This is a genomic window from Acidithiobacillus sp. AC3 (assembly GCF_050261095.1).
Taxonomy (GTDB): Bacteria; Pseudomonadota; Gammaproteobacteria; order Acidithiobacillales; family Acidithiobacillaceae; genus Igneacidithiobacillus; species Igneacidithiobacillus copahuensis.
Map to the genome: position 1 here is coordinate 1903364 of NZ_CP189838.1, position 24865 is coordinate 1928228.

Annotated in this window: 27 protein-coding genes and 1 other annotated feature; of the genes, 7 read left to right on the forward strand and 20 right to left on the reverse strand. The window is 59.3% G+C overall.

The genetic code is table 11. The features are described 5' to 3' along the window. The first annotated feature begins 2 nt into the window (after positions 1-2). The 3 genes from serB (at position 3) to gorA (ending at position 3357) form a co-directional block, all read left to right on the forward strand. Positions 3-1115: a phosphoserine phosphatase SerB gene (gene serB / locus ACQAYK_RS09580; protein WP_215873352.1), complete on the forward strand. Its 1113-nt coding sequence runs from the start codon at positions 3-5 to the stop codon at positions 1113-1115. Between the two features lie 85 nt (positions 1116-1200). Further along, entirely contained in the window at positions 1201-1944 is a 744-nt protein-coding gene (locus ACQAYK_RS09585) for a glutathione peroxidase (RefSeq protein ID WP_215873353.1), read from the forward strand. Positions 1945-1998: 54 nt separating this feature from the next. Next, the gene (gorA, locus tag ACQAYK_RS09590) at positions 1999-3357 is read left to right on the forward strand and encodes a glutathione-disulfide reductase (protein WP_215873354.1); all 1359 of its coding nucleotides are present in this window, start codon (positions 1999-2001) and stop codon (positions 3355-3357) included. A gap of 1 nt (position 3358) precedes the next feature. Here gorA and ACQAYK_RS09595 read toward each other — a convergent pair whose 3' ends face one another. From ACQAYK_RS09595 to radC, 7 genes are all read right to left on the reverse strand, one after another. Next, on the reverse strand, positions 3359-4204 hold the full coding sequence (locus ACQAYK_RS09595; RefSeq protein WP_215873355.1) for an S-methyl-5'-thioinosine phosphorylase: 846 nt from the start codon (positions 4202-4204) through the stop codon (positions 3359-3361). Then, a complete protein-coding gene (locus tag ACQAYK_RS09600; RefSeq protein ID WP_215873356.1) occupies positions 4201-4749 on the reverse strand; it encodes a hypoxanthine-guanine phosphoribosyltransferase in 549 nt (182 codons plus the stop codon). The genes ACQAYK_RS09595 and ACQAYK_RS09600 overlap by 4 nt, the downstream gene beginning before the upstream one ends. Before the next feature lie 8 nt (positions 4750-4757). Further along, positions 4758-5135, reverse strand: a complete 378-nt coding sequence (locus ACQAYK_RS09605; protein WP_215873357.1) for a DsrE family protein — start codon at positions 5133-5135, stop codon at positions 4758-4760. A gap of 96 nt (positions 5136-5231) precedes the next feature. Next, entirely contained in the window at positions 5232-5597 is a 366-nt protein-coding gene (locus ACQAYK_RS09610) for a YtxH domain-containing protein (protein WP_215873358.1), read from the reverse strand. Positions 5598-5630: 33 nt separating this feature from the next. Then, entirely contained in the window at positions 5631-5987 is a 357-nt protein-coding gene (locus tag ACQAYK_RS09615; protein WP_215873359.1) for a hypothetical protein, read from the reverse strand. A gap of 42 nt (positions 5988-6029) precedes the next feature. After that, positions 6030-6413, reverse strand: coding sequence for a diacylglycerol kinase (locus ACQAYK_RS09620; protein ID WP_215873360.1), 384 nt, complete (start codon positions 6411-6413; stop codon positions 6030-6032). Next, the gene (gene radC, locus ACQAYK_RS09625; RefSeq protein ID WP_215873361.1) at positions 6410-7084 is read right to left on the reverse strand and encodes a RadC family protein; all 675 of its coding nucleotides are present in this window, start codon (positions 7082-7084) and stop codon (positions 6410-6412) included. The genes ACQAYK_RS09620 and radC overlap by 4 nt, the downstream gene beginning before the upstream one ends. A 57-nt stretch (positions 7085-7141) precedes the next feature. Between radC and coaBC the strand changes: the two genes are divergently transcribed. The 3 genes from coaBC to ACQAYK_RS09640 are packed head-to-tail and all read left to right on the forward strand — an operon-like array spanning position 7142 to position 9385. After that, on the forward strand, positions 7142-8347 hold the full coding sequence (coaBC, locus tag ACQAYK_RS09630) for a bifunctional phosphopantothenoylcysteine decarboxylase/phosphopantothenate--cysteine ligase CoaBC (protein WP_215873362.1): 1206 nt from the start codon (positions 7142-7144) through the stop codon (positions 8345-8347). Beyond that, a complete protein-coding gene (dut, locus tag ACQAYK_RS09635; RefSeq protein ID WP_215873363.1) occupies positions 8348-8800 on the forward strand; it encodes a dUTP diphosphatase in 453 nt (150 codons plus the stop codon). 24 nt (positions 8801-8824) lie between these two features. Beyond that, a complete protein-coding gene (locus ACQAYK_RS09640; protein WP_215873364.1) occupies positions 8825-9385 on the forward strand; it encodes a YqhA family protein in 561 nt (186 codons plus the stop codon). Positions 9386-9402: 17 nt separating this feature from the next. Here the strand turns inward: ACQAYK_RS09640 and dcd are convergent, their stop codons facing one another. The 12 genes from dcd to ACQAYK_RS09700 form a co-directional block, all read right to left on the reverse strand. Continuing rightward, positions 9403-9969, reverse strand: coding sequence for a dCTP deaminase (dcd, locus tag ACQAYK_RS09645; protein WP_215873365.1), 567 nt, complete (start codon positions 9967-9969; stop codon positions 9403-9405). Between the two features lie 11 nt (positions 9970-9980). Continuing rightward, a complete protein-coding gene (apbC, locus tag ACQAYK_RS09650; RefSeq protein WP_215873366.1) occupies positions 9981-11057 on the reverse strand; it encodes an iron-sulfur cluster carrier protein ApbC in 1077 nt (358 codons plus the stop codon). Between the two features lie 28 nt (positions 11058-11085). Beyond that, positions 11086-11391, reverse strand: coding sequence for an antibiotic biosynthesis monooxygenase family protein (locus ACQAYK_RS09655; protein WP_215873367.1), 306 nt, complete (start codon positions 11389-11391; stop codon positions 11086-11088). A 30-nt stretch (positions 11392-11421) separates the two neighbouring features. Further along, on the reverse strand, positions 11422-12246 hold the full coding sequence (dapB, locus tag ACQAYK_RS09660) for a 4-hydroxy-tetrahydrodipicolinate reductase (RefSeq protein ID WP_215873368.1): 825 nt from the start codon (positions 12244-12246) through the stop codon (positions 11422-11424). A gap of 1 nt (position 12247) precedes the next feature. Continuing rightward, a complete protein-coding gene (dnaJ, locus tag ACQAYK_RS09665; RefSeq protein ID WP_215873369.1) occupies positions 12248-13381 on the reverse strand; it encodes a molecular chaperone DnaJ in 1134 nt (377 codons plus the stop codon). 66 nt (positions 13382-13447) lie between these two features. Continuing rightward, positions 13448-15358, reverse strand: coding sequence for a molecular chaperone DnaK (gene dnaK / locus ACQAYK_RS09670; protein WP_215873370.1), 1911 nt, complete (start codon positions 15356-15358; stop codon positions 13448-13450). Positions 15359-15399: 41 nt separating this feature from the next. Continuing rightward, positions 15400-15921: a nucleotide exchange factor GrpE gene (grpE, locus tag ACQAYK_RS09675; RefSeq protein ID WP_215873371.1), complete on the reverse strand. Its 522-nt coding sequence runs from the start codon at positions 15919-15921 to the stop codon at positions 15400-15402. Between the two features lie 56 nt (positions 15922-15977). Next, positions 15978-17012, reverse strand: coding sequence for a heat-inducible transcriptional repressor HrcA (gene hrcA, locus ACQAYK_RS09680; RefSeq protein ID WP_215873372.1), 1035 nt, complete (start codon positions 17010-17012; stop codon positions 15978-15980). Between the two features lie 79 nt (positions 17013-17091). Then, positions 17092-17247, reverse strand: coding sequence for a 50S ribosomal protein L33 (rpmG, locus tag ACQAYK_RS09685; protein WP_215873373.1), 156 nt, complete (start codon positions 17245-17247; stop codon positions 17092-17094). A 10-nt stretch (positions 17248-17257) separates the two neighbouring features. Then, positions 17258-17494, reverse strand: a complete 237-nt coding sequence (gene rpmB / locus ACQAYK_RS09690; protein WP_215873374.1) for a 50S ribosomal protein L28 — start codon at positions 17492-17494, stop codon at positions 17258-17260. Between the two features lie 164 nt (positions 17495-17658). Continuing rightward, positions 17659-19242 carry an APC family permease gene (locus tag ACQAYK_RS09695; protein WP_215885401.1) on the reverse strand — a complete coding sequence of 528 codons (1584 nt, stop codon included), beginning with the start codon at positions 19240-19242 and terminating at the stop codon, positions 17659-17661. Between the two features lie 33 nt (positions 19243-19275). After that, positions 19276-20358, reverse strand: a complete 1083-nt coding sequence (locus tag ACQAYK_RS09700) for an outer membrane beta-barrel protein (RefSeq protein ID WP_215873376.1) — start codon at positions 20356-20358, stop codon at positions 19276-19278. A 414-nt stretch (positions 20359-20772) separates the two neighbouring features. On the opposite strand from ACQAYK_RS09700, the gene ACQAYK_RS09705 reads away from it, so the two are divergent. Next, positions 20773-21971 (forward strand): IS3 family transposase gene (locus ACQAYK_RS09705; RefSeq protein ID WP_480082163.1). Its coding sequence is split into 2 segments (ribosomal slippage): positions 20773-21022 and positions 21022-21971, totalling 1200 coding nucleotides; the frame shifts between segments, so codons are not numbered across the junction. Then, positions 21021-21137: a sequence feature (AL1L pseudoknot), on the forward strand. (Overlaps the previous gene by 117 nt.) A 44-nt stretch (positions 21972-22015) precedes the next feature. Here ACQAYK_RS09705 and ACQAYK_RS09710 read toward each other — a convergent pair. Beyond that, complete coding sequence (locus tag ACQAYK_RS09710) at positions 22016-24859, reverse strand: bifunctional YncE family protein/alkaline phosphatase family protein (protein ID WP_215872557.1); 2844 nt, start codon at positions 24857-24859, stop codon at positions 22016-22018. Between the last annotated feature and the right edge of the window lie 6 nt (positions 24860-24865).

The following is a 24865-nucleotide window of genomic DNA, read 5'->3' on the forward strand; positions in this document are numbered from 1 at the left end:
GCATGTCTGCCACCCGCCTCGCCATTTTGAGTCCCGCCCATCAGGGACGTATGGCCCTGCCCGCCAGTATGAGCCAGATCGTTGCCGGAGAAATCGAGCAACGGGAAATTGCCGGGAGCTGGCTGCAGAGCTGGCGCCTGCCCGCCGACTTTGCCGAGCTGCAACCCTTCCTGGAGGAGCTGGCACGCCAGGGGCTGGCACAGGAGCGGGAGATCCTCTGGGGCCCCGCAAGCGACGCAGAAGAGCCTCTACGTCTGGTGTTGCGCGGGGACCTGCGTCCGACGATGTTACGCCGGGCACTGACCAGTCTACAACTACGCGCCTTTCTGCCGGGCCGGGTGCTACTCGCCCAGGGCAATGAGCTGGTGATCGAGATCTGGGGCGATGCCGCCGCCCTGCCCCTTGCCAACCACCAGCTGGTCGAGGCACTGATGGAGTTTCCCGTCGACGTCGCCCTCACACCCAACTGGAAAAGCGGCCAGTTTCGCCTTTTGATCAGCGACATGGACTCCACCCTGATCGCCATCGAATGCATCGACGAGCTCGGTGCGCATCTTGGCTTGAAAAGCAAGATCGCGGCGATCACGGAACGTTCCATGGCCGGCGAGTTGGATTTTCGCAGTTCCCTGCGCGAGCGCGTGCGCCTGCTTGCCGGCACCCCGGTCGGCGCCATCGATGCCGTGATTCGTGAGCGCCTGCAATTCAGCCCGGGGGCCCGCGACTTGGTCGCCGCCGCCAAGCGTGCGGGGATGGAAACCGCTGTCGTCTCTGGCGGCTTCACCCAGTTCACCCGGCATGTCCAGGAAGAACTGGATCTCGATTACGCCTTTGCCAATCAGCTCGACATTCGCGATGGCAAGCTCACCGGCGAGGTCATCGGCGATATCGTCGATGCCGAGGCCAAGGCCGATATCCTGGACCTCCTCGCCATTGCCGCGGGCACCAATGCCAACCAATGCGTCGCCATTGGCGACGGGGCGAATGATCTGCCCATGCTGCGCAAGGCCGGCGTGGGTATTGCCTATCGTGCCAAGCCCGCCGTCCGCGCCCAGGCGAATTATCAGATTCGCCAAGGAGGGCTGGAGTTTGTCAGCAGCATTCTCGGTCTCGTCTGAGGGAGTGAGCGGCGTTTGCAAATATTTTAGACAATGTCTAAACTAAGGCGTCATCAATTCCGATGCAGCCATCGAGGGTCGATCCATGAAACTCAGCAATATGGAAGGAAAGGCAGTACCCCAGGTCACTTTTCGCACCCGGGAAAACAATCAATGGAAGGATGTCAGCACGAAGGAACTCTTCGCCGGCAAAACGGTAGTGGTCTTTGCTTTGCCTGGCGCCTTCACTCCCACCTGTTCTTCGAGCCACTTGCCCCGCTATAACGAGCTGGCGCCGGTCTTGCGCGAAAACGGCGTCGATAGCATTCTTTGCATCTCGGTGAATGACGCCTTTGTCATGGAGGCCTGGGCCAAGGAACTCGCCGTCGAGAATGTACGTCTGATTCCCGATGGCAACGCCGAGTTCACCGCCGGCATGGGTATGCTGGTGGACAAGGCCGACCTGGGGTTTGGGCGGCGCTCCTGGCGCTACTCCATGTTGGTGAAGGATGGCGTTGTCGAGAAGATGTTCATCGAGCCTGACAAGCCCGGCGATCCCTTCGAGGTTTCCGATGCCGATACCATGCTCCGCTACATCAATCCCAATGCCCAGGATCCGGCCTTCATCACGCTCTTCACCCGCGAAGGCTGCCCCCACTGCGCCCGCGCCAAGGCGATGTTGCAGGAGCGCAACCTTCCCTATGAGGAGGTGCATACCGGCATGGGTACGGGAATTAGCTCGCGGACGGTGCGTGCAGTTTCTGGACGCTCGACGGTGCCACAGATCTTCATTGGCGGCAAACACATCGGTGGCGCCGACGATCTGGCCAAGTATCTCGCCGCCCACTAAGCGCAACCCAATCTGGAACACGGCGTCTCTATGACGCCGTAAGGAGCTTACCCGGTGAGCACGACAACAGACTTCGATTTCATCGTCATCGGCGGCGGTAGCGGCGGTATTGCCAGTGCCAACCGCGCCGCTTCCTATGGCGCCCGCGTTGCTTTGGTGGCAGAGGGACCTTTGGGGGGCACTTGTGTCAATGTCGGTTGCGTCCCCAAAAAGCTCTTCTGGAATGCTGCCCATCTGGCAACTAGTCACGAGCTGGCAGCGGGCTATGGCTTTTCGGCAACGCCCTGGGATTTCAACTGGGGCAGTTTCAAAAGCCATCGCGACGCCTACATCCAGCGACTCAACGGGCGCTATGCCGAAGGGCTGGAGAACAATCGCGTGACGCTTTTTCGCGGTCATGGTCGCTTGCGCGGTAAGAATCAGGTCAGCGTCGATGAAAAGACCCTGCTCAGTGCCGCGAAGATCCTTCTGGCAACGGGCGGAACACCGATCTGGCCAGAGATCCCTGGAGCCGAGCTTGGTATGGATTCCGATGGATTCTTCGCCCTTGGCGAGCAGCCGCAGCGGGTAGCCGTGGTGGGTGCCGGCTATATCGCCGTCGAACTGGCTGGCGTCTTGCGCGCCTTGGGCAGCGATGTCTCGCTGGTGGTGCGGCGCAATCACTTCCTCCATGGGTTTGAGCCCATGCTGCGGGAACATCTGATGGAGGCCATGCAGACGCAAGGCATCAACCTCCTCGCCCAACGTCAGGTGCGGCAGCTTCGGCGCGATGCGAATGGCCTGTGTCTCGACTTTGCGCAGGGAGACTGCCACGGGGGCCTCGATGCGGTACTCTGGGCTATCGGCCGCCGCCCGCAGACCAGCGATCTCGGTCTGGTGGCGGCAGACCTGGCTACCGATGACGATGGTTTTCTTGCCGTCGACAAATTCCAGAACACCCCTGTGGATGGCATCTACGCGGTAGGCGATATCACGCGCGCGCCAGCCCTGACCCCCGTCGCCATTGCCGCCGGACGCCGTCTGGCCGATCGTCTGTTCGGCGGGCAGAGCGAGCGACACCTCGACAGCAGCCTGACGCCCACGGTGATCTTCAGTCATCCGCCCATCGCCACGGTGGGCATGAGCGAGATTGAGGCTCGGGAGCGCTATGGCGATGAGCAGGTGAAATGCTACCAGAGCCGCTTCGTACCGTTGCTACGCGCTTTTCAGAGCGAACCGGAACGGACCGCGATGAAGCTGGTGACCGTGGGACACGAGGAGCGCATTGTCGGACTGCATGCCATTGGCGACGGGGTAGAGGAGATGCTGCAGGGCTTTGCCGTGGCCATTCGCATGGGCGCTCGCAAACGGGACTTCGATGACACCATCGCCATCCACCCCACGAGCAGCGAAGAGTTCGTGACGCTGCGCTGAATCAGGCAGCGGGCGTTGCCTTTTTTCGCGCCAGTGGCGCCTTGTGCAGCGCCTTGAGGGCATCCGGACCTACCGCCATGCCACAATCACAGGGCGGGCAGTCGGCCAGCAACGGGACCGCCGCGGCGAGTACCGCCCGCACCCGCTCCATGCCCTCATGCATGACGGCGTCGATCCCCTCCATGGTAATCGGCTCCGCCGCCTTACCCGCGGCGGGGTTCACCACCAACGACAAGGGCGCATAACAAAGGCCGATCTCTCGCGCCAGAACGGCTTCTGGACAACCGGTCATGCCCACCACATCGCCGCCATCCCGCTCGATCCGACGGATTTCTGCCGCGGTCTCGAGACGCGGCCCCTGGGTCGCAGCGTAGGTGCCTCCTGGATGCACCGAGATCCCGGCTTTTTCGGCCCCTTGCAGAAGCCGTTGCCGCACATTGGCGCAGTATGGTTCGGAAAAGTCGATATGAATCACCTGTTGCGCCTCGCCGCCTTCGAAGAAGGTGCTGGGACGGGCATGGGTGTAATCGATGAGCTGATCCGGTACCAGCAGGACGCCGGACTGCATCGCGGCAGTGATTCCACCGACGGCGGTCACCGCAATCAGATGGCTCACTCCCACATGATGCAAGGCCCAGATGTTGGCGCGATAGTTGACCCGATGGGGCGGGATGGTGTGACCATAGCCATGGCGGGCCAGAAAAACGATCTCCTGACCATTGAGAACACCAAAGGTCAGAGGACCAGAGGCCTCGCCAAAGGGCGTGCGAATGATGCGACGGTGGCGAATTTCCAGGTTTTTGAGCCTGGTCAGGCCGCTACCGCCAAGGATCCCGACGCTACTCATGATTCCTCCGCCAGCACAAAAATCCCGGGCGCATTGCGACCGAGCCCCCGGGCATCGAGGCCGAAACCAAAGATGAAACGATCCGGAACTTCCAGACCCACATAATCGATGGGCACGGCACAGGGACGCTCGCGCTCCTTGCGTACCATCACCGCCGTGCGCACCTCTGCTGCCCCCTGGGCACGACAATAGTCCTGCAGCGCCAGCAGGGTAACGCCCTCATCGAGGATATCATCGACGATGAGCACGGTGGCATCCAGCAGGTTCTCCCGTGGCGTCAGACGCCACAGCAGATCGCCGCCACGCGTCTTGTCACCATAGCGACTGACCTGCACACAATCCAGATGCAGGGGAAAATGCAGCATGGGCAGCAACTGACCGACGACGACGATGGCACCGGACAGGACTGTCAGCACAATGACCGGACGGTGCGGTACCAACGGTTCCAGGTCGGCATTAATGGCAACGGCCATCCGTTGGATGGCCGCGTGCACCGCCTCCGCGCTGAACAACTGTTCAGCCGGCCCCAAATGGGTAGGCGTCATGACGTCACTTAATAGGTAAAGGTAACGACATCGTCGTCCATGGCCTGTTCGATGACATAGGCGCCACCGACCACGTCCGACACTTCGGGAATGAGGTCTTCCTTGGTGCAATCCCACAGTTCAAGGGTGGGGGTACAGACAAAGAACTTCACGCCCGCCTCGTGGGCATCCTTGATGAAATCGTGAACGCTCTTGGGGCTGCCCGGCATGACGTGCATCTTCTCCGCCACGCCCTTCTTGGCCAGCTCGCCAGCGCGAGCGGTAAGCACCACCTCCACCTCAAAATCCATTGCCGCAGCAACCGTGGCCTGGAAGAAAGGCGCACCCAGCTCCTGGGGGTTGGAAGGATCGGTGTTGACCATGACCATCAGCAATTTATCAGCCATCTCACTACTCCTTGACAGAAAACTCGCGCTATCTTATCGGTGCCAGATGCCCCTTGCACCATGATTTGATTGATTACCGCATAAAAAACTGCGCGGTCAATCCTCTGGGCCCCCGATTTCCGCCTCGATCTGCCGCTCGCGACGGGAACGCAGCAGGATCTCGCGCTCTTCAGCCAATGCCCGCTTTGCCACCTGAATGGCTTCCAGCAGGTCTTGCCGTTTGGCATCCACCAATTCACCGCCGGAGGCCATCAACTGTTGGGTCTTTTCCTGGATTTCGTCGAGGAGCCGGGAAATGCGCTCCTCCGCGACCGTCTCCAGTTCGCGCAGTTGCTCCCTGCCGCGTTGCATTCTGCGCCGGAGATCGTCGCGGGTCTCGACGCCGCTGGCTGGGGCAAGCAAGACGCCAGCGGCGGCACCAACGAGTAAGCCCATCATGAATCCTGCTGCTGAATTTCTCATGCAAACCTCCAGTGAGTTACGAAACAGAAAGCCTCAATGACGACGGCGGGCAAAGTAACGCCAGCCAGTACGCGCAGCCTTGACCCAAAGCCCAAGTTCCTGGACCGGGAGCGTCAGGGTGTCAACGGTGTCGCGCAGTTCCCGATCGACATACCGTAATGTCGCCTCGACATGCTGGAGCTGCTTGCCCCCGCCGCGGATGATCTTTTGCAGCTCTGCCAACGACACTTTCAGGTCAAACAACAGCGGCCCAACTTCCTGCTCTGCCCGGGCCAGGACCCGTTCCAGCCGCAGAAAGGTACGAATCACCACGCCAGCTACCGCGGCCAATATGACGAGTGAAAAAATGGACACTATCGCGATGATCGTGAGGGAGGCGTTGATACCCATAGCGTGCGTTACCCTAAAATTTCCTTATTCACTATAGACGGATCAGAAAGGCGGTGCAAAACCCGCCCCACCCTGAAAGAAGGCCAACAACAAACACGCCGCCAGTAAAATGGCCGCAACGCTGAGGATGAATACTGCAGCAGCGCCAAGATCCTTGGCACGGCCGATGAACGGATCCAGCTCCGGTTCGACACGGTCGGCCAGGGTTTCGATGGCGGTATTGAGCAGCTCGGCGGCCAGGATCGCCGCCATCAGCAAGATGAACAAGGCCCACCACAGGAGCGGCGCACCCGTGCAAACCAGGAGAGCAATTCCCAAAACTGCAGCACCCAGCTCGGTCCGAAAGCTCGCCTCCCCACGCACGGCACTTTCCAGACCGGCCAGCGCGTAGCGTCCGCGGCGCCAGAGAGGTGCGTTTTTTCTCACCAACCGCCCGCTTCGCGCAGGGAGACCGGCTCGCCATCACCGACGATGAAATGATCGAGCAGACGCAGGTCCAAAAGTCGCAGGGCATCCTCCAGCCGGCGGGTGAGCTGCCGGTCCGCCGTGCTCGGCTCAGCAACCCCCGAAGGATGATTGTGCGCCACGATCAGCGCCGCCGCATTGAGTTCGAGGGCGCGCTTGGCGACCTCGCGGATGTGCACACTGGCGCTGTCGATGGTGCCCTGAAACATCTCCTCGAAGCGCAAGACACGATGACGCTGATCGAGAAAGAGCACCGCAAAGACCTCGCGTGCCCGATCGCGCAGGCTGGCACGCAGGTATTCCGTCACCCGGCGTGGCGATTCCAGGGCTTCGCCCCGCTGCCAGCTTTCTGCCAAATGGCGCCGCGCCATCTCCAGCACCGCCTGCAACTGCGCGAATTTGGCGGTACCGAGCCCATGCTCAGCACAGAAGGACTCCTGTGGGGCCGTCAAGAGTCCTCGCAACCCACCAAAGCGTTGCAAAAGATCACGCGCCAGTTCGACGGCGCTTTTGCCACGCACCCCTACCCGCAAAAAAATCGCCAACAATTCCGCATCGGACAGACTCTCCGCCCCCTTCGCCAACAAACGTTCCCGCGGCCGTTCGTCCGTGGGCCAATCCCGAATAGCCATGCGCTCCCTCTTTTTCGTATCCTAGTCAGCGATATTGTACTGGAAAGCAAGGCCGACATGGACCCACTGGCGGGCAAAAAAATCCTTTTGATGATTGGTGGTAGCGTCTCCGCCTACAAAACGCCGGAACTCGCGCGTCGCTTGCGGGACCGTGGCGTCGAGCTGCGCGTGGCGCTGAGTCGCCACGCCGCCGATTTTGTCGCGCCGCTGGCCCTGCAGGCCGTGACCGGGCAACCCGTGCGGCAATCGCTCTTCTCCCCCGTGGAAGAAGCCGCGATGGACCATATTGCGCTGGCGCGTTGGGCCGACGCACTGCTCTATGCCCCAGTTTCCGCCAACGGCCTCGCCGGTCTGGCGCAGGGACTCGCCAGCGACCTGCCGGGCACCATCGTTCTTGCCAGCCGCGCGCCACTCTTTCTGGCGCCAGCCATGAATACCGCCATGTGGGAGCATCCGGCCACCCAACGCAACGTGCGCCAGCTACAGGCAGATGGTGCAACCTTTCTGGGGCCCGCCAGCGGCGAACTCGCCTGTGGCGAGACCGGCGCGGGTCGCCTGCTGGAGGTGCCGGAAATCGTCGACCAGCTGCGTCTCGCACTAGCCAACAAGTCTTGGGCTGGCAGACAGGTCCTCGTCACCGCCGGTCCCACCTGGGAGGCCTGGGATCCGGTGCGGGGACTCAGCAATCGCGCCAGCGGCCGCCAGGGCTATGCCTTAGCCCAGGCCGCCGCCGAACGCGGCGCGCAGGTGACCCTGGTCAGTGGCCCAACGTCTCTGCCCTGCCCCAGAGGAGTACGGCGCATTGCCGTCGAATCGGCACGGGACATGCTGGCGGCCTGTGAGAACATCGTGCAGCAGCAGCGGGTCGATCTTTTTATCGCCAATGCCGCCGTCGCCGATCATCGCCCCGCAAGCAGCGTCCGTGATAAGCAGGGGAAAGGTGAGATCCCGAATCAGCTCGCCTTGCTCCCCAATCCGGATATCGTCCGCAGCCTGCACGAAAGCGCAGAGCGTCCCCGTTATCTCCTTGCCTTTGCCGCGGAAACCCATGGCGATGAGGAGCGCGCCGTGGCGAAGCTGCGCGCCAAGGGAGCCGATTTCGCGGTGCTCAACGATCTGCGCAGCGGCGCGATGGGAGGGTCGGAGAATGCTGCGGTGCTCTACTGTTCCGAGCGCCGCTGGGAGCTGCCGCGTAGTGACAAGCTCGACCTGGCCCGTGCCTTGTTGCATCATCTCGACTCCTGCCTGCACGGAAAGATCTAGATGGATACGCTCGCCCTTCGCATTCTCGACCCCCGCCTTGGCCGCGACTGGCCCCTGCCGCACTACGCCAGTGACGCTGCAGCGGGTATGGATCTGCGCGCCTGCATCGAGACACCACTGACCCTGGCGCCGGGCGAGGCCGCCTTGATCTCGGCGGGCTTTGCCATGCACATTGGCGACCCCGCCGTCACCGCCCTGCTACTGCCGCGTTCCGGGCTGGGGCACAAGGGTCTGGTGCTCGGTAATCTGGTGGGCTTGATCGATGCCGATTACCAGGGTCCGCTCAAAGTATCCCTGTGGAATCGGGGCACAGAATCCTTCACCATTGCCGTAGGCGAGCGCGTGGCGCAGATGATTCTGGTGCCGGTGCTGCGCCCCCAGGTACGCGTGGTGGAGGAATTCGTCGCCAGCGAACGCGGTGCGGGCGGATTCGGCAGCACCGGAACACATTAACAGCGAAAAACTGTGAGGATGGTAATGGGCGAGAAGATCGAGGCAGTATTCGAATGGTTGCTGTGGAACAGTCGCTTTGCCATCTTGCTAGCCGTCGTCGCCAGCTTGCTGGTGGCCTTTGCCGTCTTTTTCGTGACCTCCGTCGATGCCTGGCACCTGGTCAGCCATATCCTCAGCTATGCCAATCCCCATTTAAGCAGTGAGGCGCGCGAGACCTTCCACTTGCAGGTGGTCGCCCATGCGGTCAGTATCGTCGATGGCTATTTGCTGGCCACCATTCTGCTGATCTTTTCCCTGGGTCTCTACGAACTCTTCATCAGCAAGATCGATGTTGCGGCTGCATCCAAGGGCTCCCGGGTGCTCTTCATTCGCAGCCTGGATGACCTCAAGGATCGCCTGGCCAAGGTGATCCTGATGATTCTTATCGTCAGTTTCTTCGAACGCTCTCTGTCCATGCGTGTAAGTAATTTCCTGGACCTGCTCTACCTGGCCCTGGGCATCGCTCTGGTCGCTTTGGCTCTCTACCTCACCCATCGCGGCGGACACGCACGCGCCGAGGACGAGCCCAGCAATAGCGAGCACTAAGAGAGATAGGGGGATACTCAGGCGCGCGGCAGGGTAACGCCGTGCTGGCCTTGATACTTGCCCTTGCGGTCGGCGTAGGAGACCTCGCAGACTTCATCCGACTCGAAGAAAAGCACCTGCGCCACCCCTTCATTGGCATAGATTTTGGCCGGTAAGGGGGTGGTGTTGGAAAACTCCAGGGTCACGTAACCCTCCCATTCCGGCTCGAAAGGCGTCACATTGACGATAATACCACAGCGGGCATAGGTGGATTTGCCCAGGCAGATGGTGAGCACATTGCGCGGGATACGAAAATATTCCACCGTGCGTGCCAAGGCAAAGGAATTAGGGGGGATGACGCAGGTGTCACCAGTAAACTCCACAAAGGAATCTTCGCTGAAGTTTTTGGGGTCGACAATGGCACTGCGCACGTTGGTGAAGACCTTGAATTCGCCCGCACAGCGGATGTCGTAGCCGTAGGAAGACAGCCCGTAGGAGATGATCGGCTGCCCTTCGAGCTGACGTACCTGCTGCGCCGCGAAGGGTTCGATCATGCCTTGCTCTTCGGCCATTTGCCGGATCCAGCGGTCGGACTTGATGGCCATGCACGGCTCTCCTAGCGGTTTTCGATGACGATTTTCGGGAATTTATGGCTGTGGTCCACCGCCTGCAAGGCGATGCGGCCTGCTACATGGCGCGCCAGCTCCCGGTAGATCTTCGCCAAGGGGGAATCGGGAGCCCCTACCACCGTCGGCGCCCCGCTATCGGCTTCGTTGCGGATGCTGCGATCGAGCGGCACGGCACCGAGGAATTCCACGCCATACTGCTCTGCCATTGCGGCGCCACCGCCATGACCAAAGATGTCGTCTTCGTTGCCGCACTTCGGGCAGATGTAGAAACTCATATTCTCGATGACGCCGAGAATGGGCACGCCCACTTTCTCGAACATCTTCAGTCCCTTACGCGCATCGAGGAGAGCAATATCCTGCGGCGTGGTGACGATGACCGCACCGGATACCGGCACCTTTTGCGCCAGGGTCAGTTGAGTGTCACCGGTGCCGGGCGGCAGATCGATGACCAGATAATCCAGTTCCCCCCAGCGCGTATCCGACAGCAGCTGCTCCAGGGCCTGCATCACCATGGGACCACGCCAGACCATGGGAGTCTCCTCGTCGATGAGGAAACCGATGGACATGGCCTTGATGCCATGCCCTTCCATGGGCTCCATTTTCTTGCCGTCTTTACTGGTCGGCTTGCCCTCGATGCCGAGCATGCGCGGCTGACTGGGGCCGTAGATATCGGCATCGAGGATCCCTACCAGCGCACCTTCCTGCGCGAGCGCGAGGGCCAGATTCACAGCCGTAGTGGACTTGCCAACGCCGCCCTTGCCCGAGGCGACGGCGATGATATTCTTGATGCCGTCCAGCAATTTGACGCCGCGTTGTGCCTGATGGGTACGGATATTCTGGCTAATCTCGATCTCTGGCCGGATGCCGGTAAGCTTCTGCACCGCAGCGACGACCTCCTCGCTCAGCTTACTCGTCACACCTTGCGCCGGGTAAGGCAGTTCGAGCCGAAGCCTCTGCCCCTCCACGCTTTTCAACACACCCGCGCTGGCCAGATCCTTGCCGAGATACGGATCCTGAATGCTCGCCAGCGCCTGCTCTACCTGCTGCTTCTGTAACTCTGCCATGAGCAAAACCCTTCTCCGTCGTCCGGAATCAACCGGCAGAAATGATGACCTCGTGCTGTTCCAGTCCGCCGCCCTCACCAAAGGCCTCTTTGGGCAGGGGATTCTTGTGCGCCGCCTTGAAGTCGTCGCTGCGCAGCCAAGCCTCGAATGCAGCTTTGTCCTGCCAATGGGTGAGCACGATGTACATGCCATCTTCGGCGACCGGACGCAGGATCTCCATGCGCACAAATCCTGGCTGTTTTTCTACCTCACCGGCGCGCCGGCGGAAGCGTTCCTCAAACTCCTGATGGAATTCTGGCTTGACCGGTACCCGGTTGGCCACTACGTATTGCATGGTTGCCTCCAGAAGATGTTGCAGATATTCCTATTCTACGGCAGGCGTGCGGCGCAGACCAAGAACATCCTGCATATCGTAGAGTCCGGCTGGCCGACCCTGTAGCCACCGCACCGCGCGCAAGGCCCCTTCGGCAAAATTGCGGCGACTGCTGGCCCGATGGGTGAGCTCCAGACGCTCTCCAGCACCCGCCAGCCATACGCTGTGCTCACCGACCACATCAGCGGCACGCAGGGTAGCGAAGCCAATGCTGCCCTTGCCCCGCAACCCGTCGCTGCCGTTGCGATCCCAGCAGGCCACCGCATCGAGCTCGACCTTGCGCCCCGCCGCCGCCGCACGCCCCAAGGCCAGGGCAGTCCCCGATGGGGCATCGCGTTTCTGATTATGGTGCGCCTCGATGATCTCGATGTCATAGTCCTCACCGAGGGTCGCGACCACTTGCGGCAACAGTGCCAGCAGGACATTGATCCCAACACTCATGTTGGCGGCAGCGACAAGCGGAATACGAGTACTGAGTTCCTGCAACTCTTTTTGTTGATCGGCGCTGAACCCTGTGCTGCCCAGTACCACCGGCACCTGCGCCTGGGCGGCGGCACGCAGGTGACAAAGGGCGGCATCCGCCGGGCTGAAGTCGACGAGTATATCCGCCTGGGCGAGGGCCTCCGCGATTGGAGCGGTCAGGGGAACGCCCAGCTCGGCAACCCCCGCCAGTCGACCGATATCCTCACCAAGATTTTCCGCCCCAGGTCGCCCCAGTGCGGCAACCAGTTGCAGATCAGGCTGCTCACTCAGGGCCGCGACGATGGCTCTGCCCATCTTACCGGCCGCTGCTGCCAATGCCAGGCGAATCGTCATCTCAGATCCCCATGCGTTCAAAAAAGTCTTTGGCCTTGGCCCACCAGCTCTCCTGCTGCGGATGCTGGGCGAGCTCCCCGGTTTCTGCGGCGAACTCCTGCAAAAGTTCACGTTGCCGCTCGCTGAGTTTGACCGGCACTTCCACCTGCACACGACAATGCAGATCGCCCGCCATCCGGCTGCGTACCCCCTGGATTCCCTTGCCGCGCAGCAAAAAGACCTTGCCTGACTGGGTGCCAGCCGGGATTTGGATCTTAGCGCGACCACTCAAGGTAGGTACCTCGAGCTCACCACCCAAAGCCAAGGTAGTGAAACTGACCGGTACAGCACAGTGGAGATCATCGCCGTCGCGCTCAAAGAGACTGTGGGGCCGCACCTGGATCTCGATGTAGAGATCACCTGGGGCAGCACCCCGCTCGCCCGCTTCCCCCTCGCCGGTCAGACGAATGCGGTCGCCGGTATCGACTCCGACCGGGATTTTGACCTCCACCTGCCGGTTTTTCTTGACGCGTCCCTGACCTTTACAGGATTTGCAGGGATTTTTGACTACCTTGCCGCTACCGCCGCAGGCGGGACAGGGACGCGTGACCGAGAAGAAACCCTGCGCCATACGCACTTGTCCATGCCCACCGCAAGTCCGGCAGTCCTCGACTTCACTGCCAGGCTCCGCGCCCGAGCCATGACAGGCCTCGCACATCACCGAGCTGGGGATGTCGAGCTCCACGGTCTTTCCCGACGCAGCCTCCTCGAGAGTCAGGTCCAAGCGATAGCGCAGGTCACTGCCACGGCCCGGATCCTGCTGAAAACCAAAGCCGCCACGGGTGAACTGCTCGAAGATATCACCAAAGATATCGCCAAACCCGCCAGCGCCAGAAAAGCCTCCGAATCCCGCGCCTCCCCCGGCCCCGCCCTGCACACCAGCATGACCAAACTGATCATAGGCACGGCGTTTTTGGGGATCGGAAAGGATTTCGTAGGCCTCGCTGATCTCCTTGAATCGTTCTTCCGCCGATTGATCGTCGGGGTTGCGGTCAGGGTGATAGCGCATGGCCAGACGACGATAGGATTTTTTCAGCTCGCCATCGTCCACCGTGCGGCTGACTTCCAGCACTTCGTAGTAATCGCGTTTGCTCATCGCTTCCATTTCCAGAAACAGGCAAGGGCAGGGATAGCTCCCTGCCCTGCTACAGTGATCGCCGCCTTACTTCTTGTCGACTTCCTCGAACTCGGCCTCAACCACGTCATCGTCCTTGGCATGACTGCTGCCGCTGCCAGCCGCGTCGGCCGGACCGGCCTGTCCAGCCGGAGCAGCGTGCTGCAGGAGCTCGGACATCGCCGCCATGAGGGTCGCGACGGCGCCCTTGATGGCCTCGGGGTCTTCCCCCTTGGCCGCCTCTTCGACAGCGCTGACGGCGCCCTCGACCTTGCTGCGCACCTCCGCCGGGGCGGAGCCATGCTCAGCAAGGGCCTTGCGTGCCCCATGCACACTGCCATCCGCCTCATTCCGCGCCTCGATCAGGGCACGCGCCTTCTTGTCGTCGGCGGCATTGGCCTCGGCTTCCCGGATCATGCGCTGAATCTCTGCCTCAGACAGACCGGAGCTGGCCGTGATCTTGATCGACTGCTCCTTGTTCGTCTCCTTGTCTTTGGCCGATACATGCAGGATACCGTTGGCGTCGATATCGAAGGTGACTTCGACTTGCGGCATGCCGCGTGGCGCCGGGCGGATATCGGTAAGATCGAAGCGCGCCAGCGATTTGTTGTCTCGCGCCAGCTCACGCTCGCCCTGCAGGACATGCACCGTGACTGCCGACTGGTTGTCCTCGGCGGTCGAGAAGACCTGCGATTTCCGGGTGGGAATGGTGGTGTTCTTCTCAATGAGCTTGGTCATCACCCCACCCAGGGTCTCGATACCCAAAGAGAGGGGGGTAACGTCCATCAACAAAACGTCTTTCTTGTCGCCGGACAGCACGGCACCCTGCACGGCGGCGCCAATTGCCACGGCTTCATCGGGATTCACGTCCTTGCGCGGCTCCTTGGCGAAGAAGTCCTTGACCTTCTCCTGCACCTTGGGCATACGCGTCTGGCCACCCACCAGAATCACGTCGGAAATCTGGCTGCTGGAAAGGTCGGCGTCCTTCATCGCCACCTTGCAGGGCGTCATGCTGCGGTCGATCAGATCTTCCACCAAAGACTCCAGTTTCGCCCGGGTCAGCTTCATGTTGAGATGCTTGGGGCCAGACTGGTCGGCGGTAATGAAGGGCAGATTGACGTCTGTCTGGGCCGACGAAGACAGCTCGATCTTCGCCTTTTCGGCCGCCTCCTTCAGGCGCTGCATGGCCAAGCGGTCACTGCGCAGGTCAATCCCTGCCTCCGCCTTGAAGGAGTCCGCCAGGTAGTTGATGACGCGATTATCGAAATCACCACCGCCCAGGAAAGTGTCACCGTTGGTGGAAAGCACTTCGAACTGGTGTTCCCCGTCCATCTCGGCAATCTCGATGATGGAGATGTCGAAGGTACCACCACCCAGGTCATAGACTGCGACCTTGCTGTCGCCGGGATTTTTATCTTCGCCGAAGGCCAGCGCCGCCGCCGTGGGCTCGTTGATGATGCGTTTGACTTCGAGACCGGCGATGCGTCCGGCGTCCTTGGTGGCTTGGCGCTGGGCATCATTGAAATACGCAGGTACGGTGATGACTGCCTCGGACACCGTCTCGCCCAGATAATCCTCGGCAGTCTTTTTCATCTTCTGCAGGATATACGCCGAGATCTGCTGTGGGGAGTAGCTCTTACCCCGCGCCTCTACCCAGGCATCGCCATTGTCGGATTTGACGATCTTGTAGGGGACATGCTTCATGTCCTTCTGTACCTCGGCGTCGTCAAACTTGCGGCCAATCAGACGCTTGACTTCATAGACGGTGTTTTCCGGGTTGGTGACCGCCTGGCGCTTGGCAGACTCGCCCACCAGGACTTCGCCATCTTCACTGAAGGCCACGATGGAAGGCGTCGTGCGCTTTCCTTCACTGTTTTCAATCACCTTCACCTTGTCGCCTTCCATGACGGCAACGCAGGAATTGGTGGTTCCCAAATCGATTCCAATAACTTTTGCCATTCTGTAATCTCCTCAAAATTTCTGTGCGTTGCCCGCTACCCTTACTGCGCCGTGGCCGCCTTGGAGACCGAAACCATGCTCGGTCGCAGCAAACGGTCGTGAATCAAATATCCTTTCTGGTGTGTCGCCAAAATTCGGTTGGGCTCGCCCGGATCCTCCACCATCGCTATCGCCTGATGCAGGTTGGGGTCAAAGCGACCGTTTTCAACCTCCACCGGTCGCACGCCGGCACTGCCCAGCGCGCCGACCAGCAGTTGCAGGGTGTTTTCGATACCCTGACGAAACTGTCGCATGGCCTCGTCCTCGCCAGTAGACGCTGTCAGGGCCATTTCCAGACTGTCGACCACGGGCAGGAGCTCCTTGGCAAAGCGCTCGACGGCATAATTGCGCGCATCCTGCATCTGCTTTTCGGTACGCTTGCGCAGATTCTCCATGTCCGCCAGGGAACGAAGATACTCATTACGGAATTTATCCGCCTCTGCCTGCCAGTCGGTTTCTGGTACCGCTCCACTCTCTGTAGTTGCTGTTTCAGTGGCCTGCGGATCCTGTTCGGTTTCACTCATAGGGTACTTTCCTCCAGCGTTGTCCACCCGCTACATGGGGCGGGTACCAGCCCATTTCAAGAGGGAAATCGCTCACTATGCGACAGGGCCTGTCCAAGAAGGCGCGCGGCACCATCCACCAAGGGGATGATCTCCTGATAGGGCATGCGCATGGGACCCAATACCCCAATCACACCGACAGGATCTCCGTCGATGTGATATGGCGCAGAAATGAGGGTAAATTCACTCAGCGGTGCCAGACCCGACTCACCACCGATAAAAAGGCGAACATCGCTACCGCGCACGCTACGGTCGAGGAGCATGACCAACTCGCGCTTCTGCCGTACCACGGATAGCAGTTCGCGCAGGCGCTCACTACCAGCAAAATCAGGCAGATCGAGAAGTTGAAGCTCCCCTTCGATGAGCATCCGCTCCTGATCGGCGGCCAACATCTCCTTCCCCAGCTCCATGGCATTGCGCAGAATCTGGTCCATTTCGGCACGCGACTGGCGCAGATCGTCGTCAAGCAAGGAGATCACCTCCTGCAGCGGACGACCACCATAACTGGCGTTGAAACGATTGGCAGCCTGTGTCAGGGCTGCAGCACTCAAGGATTCATTCAAGCGAACAAGACGATTCTCGACTTCGCCCTTGTCGGTAACAAAGATAGCCAATACCTCGCGCTCACGCAGGCTGATGAAATCGACGTGACGCAGGGTCTGCGTTGCGCGCCGCGGTACGCGGATGAAGCCCACCATACGCGTCATTTCCGACAGGGCCTCGGTGGCGGCGTGCAAGACCTCTTCTGCATCCGGCACGCGCGCGCCGATGCGCTGCAGAAGCACTCGCTTCGCTGCGCCAGAAAACGGGCTCACATGGATAAGGGAATCGACAAAGAAGCGGTAACCACTGGAAGTAGGGACGCGGCCCGCCGAAGTATGCGGTGAAATGACATACCCTTCCTCTTCGAGATCGGCGATGACATTGCGCACGGTCGCTGGGCTGATCGCCAGACCCGCATCACGAGCCAGCTGGCGGCTGCCGACTGGCTGGCCACTGCTGATATGCTGCTCGATGAGCGACTTCAATAGGTGACGGGCACGCGCATCCATCTTGTAAGCTCTCCTGGACACGCCCACTCCGGGCGTCTTATTAGCACTCTACCGCAGAGAGTGCCAAGAGACCAGAGAATTACTTGATTTTGTCTTCCCGATAGGCAACGTGCTTGCGCGCCTTAGGATCATATTTTACGAACTGAAGCTTGTCCGGGGTGTTCTTCTTGTTCTTGGTGGTGGTATAGAAGTGCCCGGTACCCGCGGTGGAAACCAGTTTGATTTTATCACGCATCGCTCAGCCCTCAGATTTTCTCGCCAGCGGCACGCAGGTCCGCCAGAACGACATCAATGCCCTTCTTGTCGATGGTGCGGATGCCCTGCGTACTGACCCGCAGACGAACCCAGCGATTCTCGCTCTCGACCCAAAAGCGCTTGTACTGCAGATTCGGCAAAAAGCGCCGACGCGTTTTGTTGTTGGCATGGGAAACATTGTTCCCCGCCATGGGCTTCTTGCCCGTAACCTTGCAAACTCTGGACATGACTACCATCCCCCACAGAAAAGAGGCGCTTTATACCATAATTCCACGGGGGAATGCCAGCACGAACAGCGCCGGTGAATACCGGGGCGGCGACCAGCGTGGCGCGTGGGCCGCCTCGGCAGAGAACATCCCCGCACCGCAGAGACCCGCCCATGCTCCGCCAATCAGAGACCGATCCCCTCCTCTTTCATCGCCGCAAAATAATCGGTCACCTGACCGTCGGGCACGGTTACCTTCAGGGCCCAGACCATGGAAATCAAGGCAAGGACAGCGACCAACAGCATCGACCAGAAAAACGGGATGTCACCCGTCCCGCCCAGAACCTTTGGACCAAAATACGACAGGAGCCAGAGGCCGATGAAATAGGGAAAGATCCAGGAGATATGATAAAAACCAGACATATCGGATGATTTTCCGCGGATCAGAGCGACAATGCCGTAAATGATCAGCACCCCAAACAACACGGCAAAGATGTAGGTGAGAGCCTGAAAGCCGCCCCAATACGCCACCAAGGAAGAAAGGATGAACGCCAGGGGCGCAATAACTTGCGCTCCCCACAAACGGAAGGGTCGCTTCAGATCCGGCACTGCGCGCCGTAACTGCAACAGCACAATCGGACCGATGCCATAGGTAATGACGGAAATGGTGGTGATGAATCCCACCAGTTTCTGCCAGGATGGAAAGGGCAGAAAATACACGCAGCCAATAACATAGGCGACGATGACGCCCACCCAAGGCACGCCGGTAGGACTGATTTTCGTGAAGAAACTGGGACCCGCCTTGACCTCGCCATTCGCAACCACCGCCCGCGCCGCCGATGTGGCATACACGAGTGCGGTTCCACCGGGCGAAATCAAGGCATCAGCATAGATCAGTACCGCCAGCCAGCCGATGCCCAATAGCGTGGCAATAGCCGCAAAAGGACCAAAGAGTCCGGGGAAATTCAGCTTTTGCCAGCCCTGGGTCACCTGATCCGGCGGCATCGCCACCAGGAAGGCCCACTGCAGCCCCACATAGATGATGGCGCCGACAACAATGGCGCCAATGACTGCGGCGGGGATATGGCGCCCGGGATTTTTGGCTTCGCCGCCCAGCTCGATCGCCTGGCGAAACCCGAGATAACTGAACACAATGCCGGAAGATGCGACCGCCACAAACATCCCGTGGAAACTGCTGGTCCAGTGCAGGATATGCAGATTTTCCGGGTGATAACTCTGGCTCACAAGGACGATGATGGTCAGAACCGGAATCGCCAGTTTCCACCAACCGAGGCCAGAAAAGACCATCGCCACTCGCCGAATCCCCAAAAAATTGAGCAGAAACATCACGCCCAGCAGCAGCACCGCAGCGATCAATCCCCAACTACTCAATAACCCAGTATTACCCTGCAACAGACCAGGTATATAGTTGTTTGCATAGGTCAGCACCGCCACCACTTCCACGGGCGCAATGGCAATGTAGAACATGAACAGCAACCAGGCCCAGATCTTCCCCAGGAGGCTGCCATGCACGACATTGGCAATGTGGGCCGCTGCACCCGCACGCGGGAAGAGGGGTCCCACTTCCGCGTAGGTGAGCCCCAGAAGTAGTATGGTGACAGCACCGATAATCCAGGAGCCGATGCTGAGGGGGCCGGCGATCTGCGCCGCGTTGAGGGGCCCGAAGAGCCAGCCAGACCCGATGATGCCTCCCAAGCTGGCAAAAATGAGCCCAGAAAAACCGACTTCTCGTTTTAATTTACCGGTCATGATGTTAATCCTCTTTGGGCGCGGGACATATCGTCACAGAAAGAAACCTGTATTGATCATTGCCACAAACTGATTGGGCTGGTTTCCATTCTGCCCGAAAGCCGATCCCGGAGTAATGTGGTACGCATGAACATAACTCAGTTCTCCCTCTAGGAACCAGTGCTTTTCCTGATAAATCGGCGTGAGGGTCAACCCTACCGCACGACTGCCAGGACCATATCCCATCCCGAGTCCGGCCAGAGTTGTGGTGCCGTGATAAATACTTGGCGTATCGCTGTAGGCCATGTAATCCAGCCGTGCGCTCAAAGAGTAGTTGGAAGTGAAGGCATAGTTGGCATCCACACTGGCACCAAACTGATCACCATCTCCGCCCAAATTACCAAATTGCGGGCCGTTGAGCAGCTTCTGGTATTGCAGATAGGCAAACATATTGAGTTTGCTGCCGCTGTAATTGTAACCCAGAAGATAGAAATCAGAGTTATCGAGGGGGCCGGCATAATCGGTCTGTCCGGCGTTGCCACCGCCCTGCACGATGATCGTGCTGCTGCTGCTTGGCGAGTAGGTGAGCTGTCCAACCACCCAGTTGAACCGCTTGGAATAGTAGCCGTCGGTCCAGGCGACGGATGCAGAGAATGGGCCGGCACTGTAGTTGGCCTGGATACCCCGGCTGATGGTCTGTTGTTGCCAGCTATCCAGGCCGAACTGGATATTGTAGGAGCTGGAAATCAGATCCGTGAGGGGGGTGATGCCCGTGATTGCCGGCAACTTGCCAATCTGCACATTGAAGTTTTTGCTGGGCGTGATTTGCAGATAGGCCAGCGGAAGAGCCCCGAAGATGCTGGTGAAATTTCCGGTAGAAATGGCTGGCTGGCCGATACCGTAGAGGTTATAGGCTCCGGCCTCGAGATAAAATTGCAACAACCCTTTGGTTTTCGCCACGGAGACCAAGCCATCAGTCACATCGGCACTGAAATATTTACCCGCAGGGCCGGATGCGTCATAGCGATTGCTCTGTGCCCGCCCGTTGACACTCAGAAGTCCGCCGACACTGAGCTCTCCGAGAGGGCCGGCATGGACATTGACGGTGGCTGGAGTGGCGGGCAGCACAGCCGCCATGACGGAACCAGAGAAGAGACTGATCAGAGCGATGCCGATTTTGCGGTATGAGTAGATAGTATTTTCTCCTAACTCATTAAAATAACTTCACGGTTTAGAGGACTCGCACACCAGCTCCCGCAAACCGGACGGCGCAGGATCTACGCATACATCAACACTTACAGAAAACTACATGCTAGCATTTGTTGCGCCAGAGAGACAAATTTCCTTACCTCCCCTCCGATTCCTGCTCTGCTCCGCCCGCAGAATACACTTTATCTGACTGATTTTATTTTCTTAATTGAAAAAATAGCTGACTCGCTAAATCAGCTACGAAGAGGCGAGCCATGAAATCCGTTATCATGAAAGTTTTTTGCACTATTTTGGCTTTCAAACTGGCCAAATTGGTGCAACAAGCCGAGGTATTCCCCCGAAGTGCGTGAACGTGCGGTACGTCTGGTGCAGGAGCATCGTAGCGAATATCCGTCCCTGTGGGCGGCAGTCGAGTCGATTGCGCCCAAGATTGGCTGTTCTGCCGCCACCCTGCACGAGTGGGTCAAGCGTGTAGAGATAGATACAGGTCGGCGGCCGGGTGTGACCACTGCCGAAGCCCAGCGCATCAAAGAACTGGAGCGGGAGGTCAAGGAGCTGCGGCGAGCCAATGAGATTCTGCGAACCGCCAGCGCTTTTTTCGCGCAAGCGGAGCTCGACCGCAAGCTCAAGTCGTAACGGCTTACATCGACCAGCACCGAGAAACCTACGGGGTCGAGCCGATCTGCGAGGTATTGCAGGTCGCCCCGTCGGCTTATCGACGCCGCGTAGCCCGACGTCGCAACCCGGAGCTGCGCAGTCGCCGGGAACAGCGCGATACGCTGCTACTGCCAGAGATCACGCGCGTCTGGAATGCCAACCAGCAGGTCTATGGTGTCGTCAAGGTCTGGAAGCAACTCCAGCGCGAAGGTATTCAGGTGGCTCGCTGCACGGTCGAGCGGCTGATGCGCCGTCTGGGCCTGCAGAACGTGGTCCGCGGGAAAGCCGTGCGGACCACCGTGAGCAATCCGCTGACCCCGTATCCATTGGATCGGGTCAAGCGTCAGTTCACTGCCGAGAGGGCCAACCAGCTCTGGGTGTCTGATTTCACCTACGTCTCCACCTGGCAGGGATGGGTCTATGTCGCCTTTATCATCGACGTGTTCGCCCGCTCCATCGTCGGCTGGCGGGTCAGTCGCAGCATGACTACCGACTTCGTCCTTGATGCTCTGGAGCAGGCTTTGTACGCGCGTCAGCCCGAGCGCGATCAGACCCTGATTCACCACTTAGATAAAGGATCTCAGTATGTCAGCATCCGGTATACGGAAAGGCTTCAGGAGGCAGGCATCGACCCTTCGGTCGGCAGTACTGGCGACAGCTACGACAACGCCTTGGCCGAGACCATCAACGGGTTGTACAAGGCCGAACTCATCCACCGGCGCGGTCCCTGGAAATCCGCCGATGCTGTGGAGTGGGCCACTCTGGAATGGGTGTCCTGGTTCAACCAGCAACGGCTGATGGCACCCTTGGGTTATGTACCCCCAGCAGAAGCTGAGGCAAACTACTACCGGCAACTTGGGCAATCAACCTCCGTTGCCGCTTAACTTCACTTCAACACAACAGCCTCCGCCAATGCCGGGGCGGTTCACTACTCTTTCTCTCCGGCCTGATAGGCGGCTATTGGGGCGTGATGCGCCTTAGCCATCTGTCCCAGGTAAGCCATTACCTGCTCATAGGAAGCGATCCCTTTACTGGCAATCCATTCCTGCTTCATCTGCTCGGGTCCGGGCACCTTGAGCAGGGTGGTTGGCGTGTACTCGCTTCCCGCCTTAGGTGGCGGCAGATGCTTCCCGAATTTGTTCTGATGCCGGTAGTACCAATCCTTCCAGTCCGCTTTGAGATAGCCTCCACTCAAACCCACCTCGCGTCGAAGCAAGGTGTAGTCTGAGCATTTCCCGGCATTGAAGGCGACCGGAATCTGGATGGGGATCGGGGTCGGTGTTGGGGTATCGTCGGGATGACGGGTCCAGATGCCAGCAAACACGCTCGCGTTCTGATCCCACTGCGACATCGGCGGGAGGTCAAAGATGGCTTCCGTGGTCTTGAGGATATTGACCTGGGAATACAAATGGGCTTCCAGATACCCCTTTTTCACCCACGGCCCCATGGCCAGCGCAAAGGTTCGGTGGGCATTGATATGATCGGCCCCGGATTGAGCGTCATCCTCGGTCAAAAAGACCACCATGTGTTTCCATTCCGGGGTGGTAGACAGGTAATGGATGAATTTCGCCGTCGCATAGTCGTTGTTGGCGACATAATAGTCCGGGGTGTAATAGCAAGGTTCCCGCCCAGCCGTATGATCATCGGGCAGCCAGATGTAGATGAAATGCGGGAATTTCTTGCCCGGATGTGCCTCCAGCCAGTGTTGTGCCATCTTCTCCCGATAGGTGTCCAGAATCATCCGGTCCCATCCGGGAAACCCGGTGGCCAGATGCTTCTTCATGGCGGGTGAGATGTTACCGGCCTCGGAACGAGAGACAAATTCCCCGAAGTCTTCAAAGGAAACGTGATGATTCAGTAGATCATTGAAGAGGAAGAGGCGCTCCGGATAACTGATCCAGGGATTGGACCATTTCCCGAGCACCGACAGATTCTCGTAAATGGCAAAGGGATTATCCGTTCCCCCCGGAACTCCACCCCACCCGTCAGAACCGCCGGGGATTAACGACTGAGTCCATCCGGGATTAGCTACCAGGCCACGACCGGAGTAATACTCGGGCCAGGTACGCTGCACAAAATCCGAATCGGAGGCAGCGGTAGTCCACTGATGCCCCTGGGCCGTTACCTCGCCGTCGGCCATGAAATTGACGAATAGGGTGTAGTGCCGTGCCAGATTGTAGAGGTTCGGTAGCTCCTTCGGGCCATACAGATCCAACTCTGGATCCGCCCAGGCACCCGCCGGTTTGTAGTCGCCGAGGTCCTCGTCAAAGGTTTTGTTTTCGCGCAGGATGAACACAACATAATGGATGTGCTTGCGCAAAAAGGCGTCCTCGCGCTGGTCTGCCACATGGCGCTCCGTGCGCTGCTTGACGGTAAAGCCATCGTTTTTGAGCGCCGCCTCAGTCCACTGGGGAAGTTTTGTTGGCAGCTCGCTCAGCGGAATCTTCTGGATCAGGCCATCCATCATGTCACCGACCCATTGATGCTGGACGTTCGGACCAGTTCCCAATCCCTTGGCAGCGACCACATAGAGATCATCGCCCGATACCGTCATTCCGGTCGGATACCAGCCGGTGGGAATCAGCCCCAGGGATTTTCCGCTGCGGAGATCGTAGACCGCGACATCGTTGTTACCCGCATTTCCCGCGAACAGCTTCCCCTGGGCAATGGTCAACGCGTCAGGATACGATCCGGGTGGAGCATCGGGATACGGACTATCTTGCAGAATGCCCGCAAGCTGCAGGGTTTGCGTGTCGACTTTGGCTACCTGATCCACGTTTGCCAACGCCACATAAACATCTGCGTTGTCAGGATCAACAACCAATGCGGTGGGATGCACTCCGGCAGCCCGGTTATCGGGTCCAGTTTGCGGTCCAACGCCCACGGTCCCCAACAGATGGAAGCTTTTGGGATCGACTACCGCCACGGCATCCGCACCCCAGAGGCTCACAACGACCCGCTTTCCGTGGTCGGCCAGCGCCAAGGCAAAGGGATAAGAGCCAACATTGAGATACTGCGTCTGTCCGGTTGCCAGATCGATCCGCGCCAGACTGTTGCTCAGCATGCCGGCAACAAAGAGATGCTTGTGCTGCGGCCCCAACAGCACGGCATCTGGATAAAAGACCCGGGCTTTGCCAGAGCGATACTCTCCCTGATAGTCGTACGGATATTGATCCTTCGGGAAAGCCTGCCAAGCCAGGGGGAATCGCCGCACGATCTGGACATGACCGTTGTCGCACCGAAACTCCGCTACGTCGTTGCTGTCACCACCCGCAACAAAAAAGCGACCATCAGGGCCGGCAGTGATACCCTGAAAAAAACTCTGATGACCAGTGGAATGGATCTTCGGATTGCTAACTTTCTGGTCAGCGTGCCAGAGCTTCTTATACGCGGCTAGCTGTGCTACTGACTTCAGACTGTGGGGATCATAGAGAGTCACCGTCTGCGCGCGCGTTGCTCCGTTCGCGAGCACGGCGATGGGCCCGTTCTGCAAGGGTATGACATTGGTCGCAAAATTGGGCGTACCGTTTACCGTGGCCACGGGAGAGACGATTCTGCCAGTGGGCAGAACGTGCATCACCCAGTCTTGATTGGCAGCGTCCACGGAGAACGGAGCCAATAGATCTCGGGTGTCGCGTTTGGAAATCATCGAGGATGCGGAGATCCCGCCAGCGTTGTCATAGGTCGCCACCACCGGCGAGGCAACAGCCAGAGGACAGAGTCCACCCAAGAAAAGTATTTTCACAAACGAAGAGGAAAGCAGATGTTTCATGAGTGA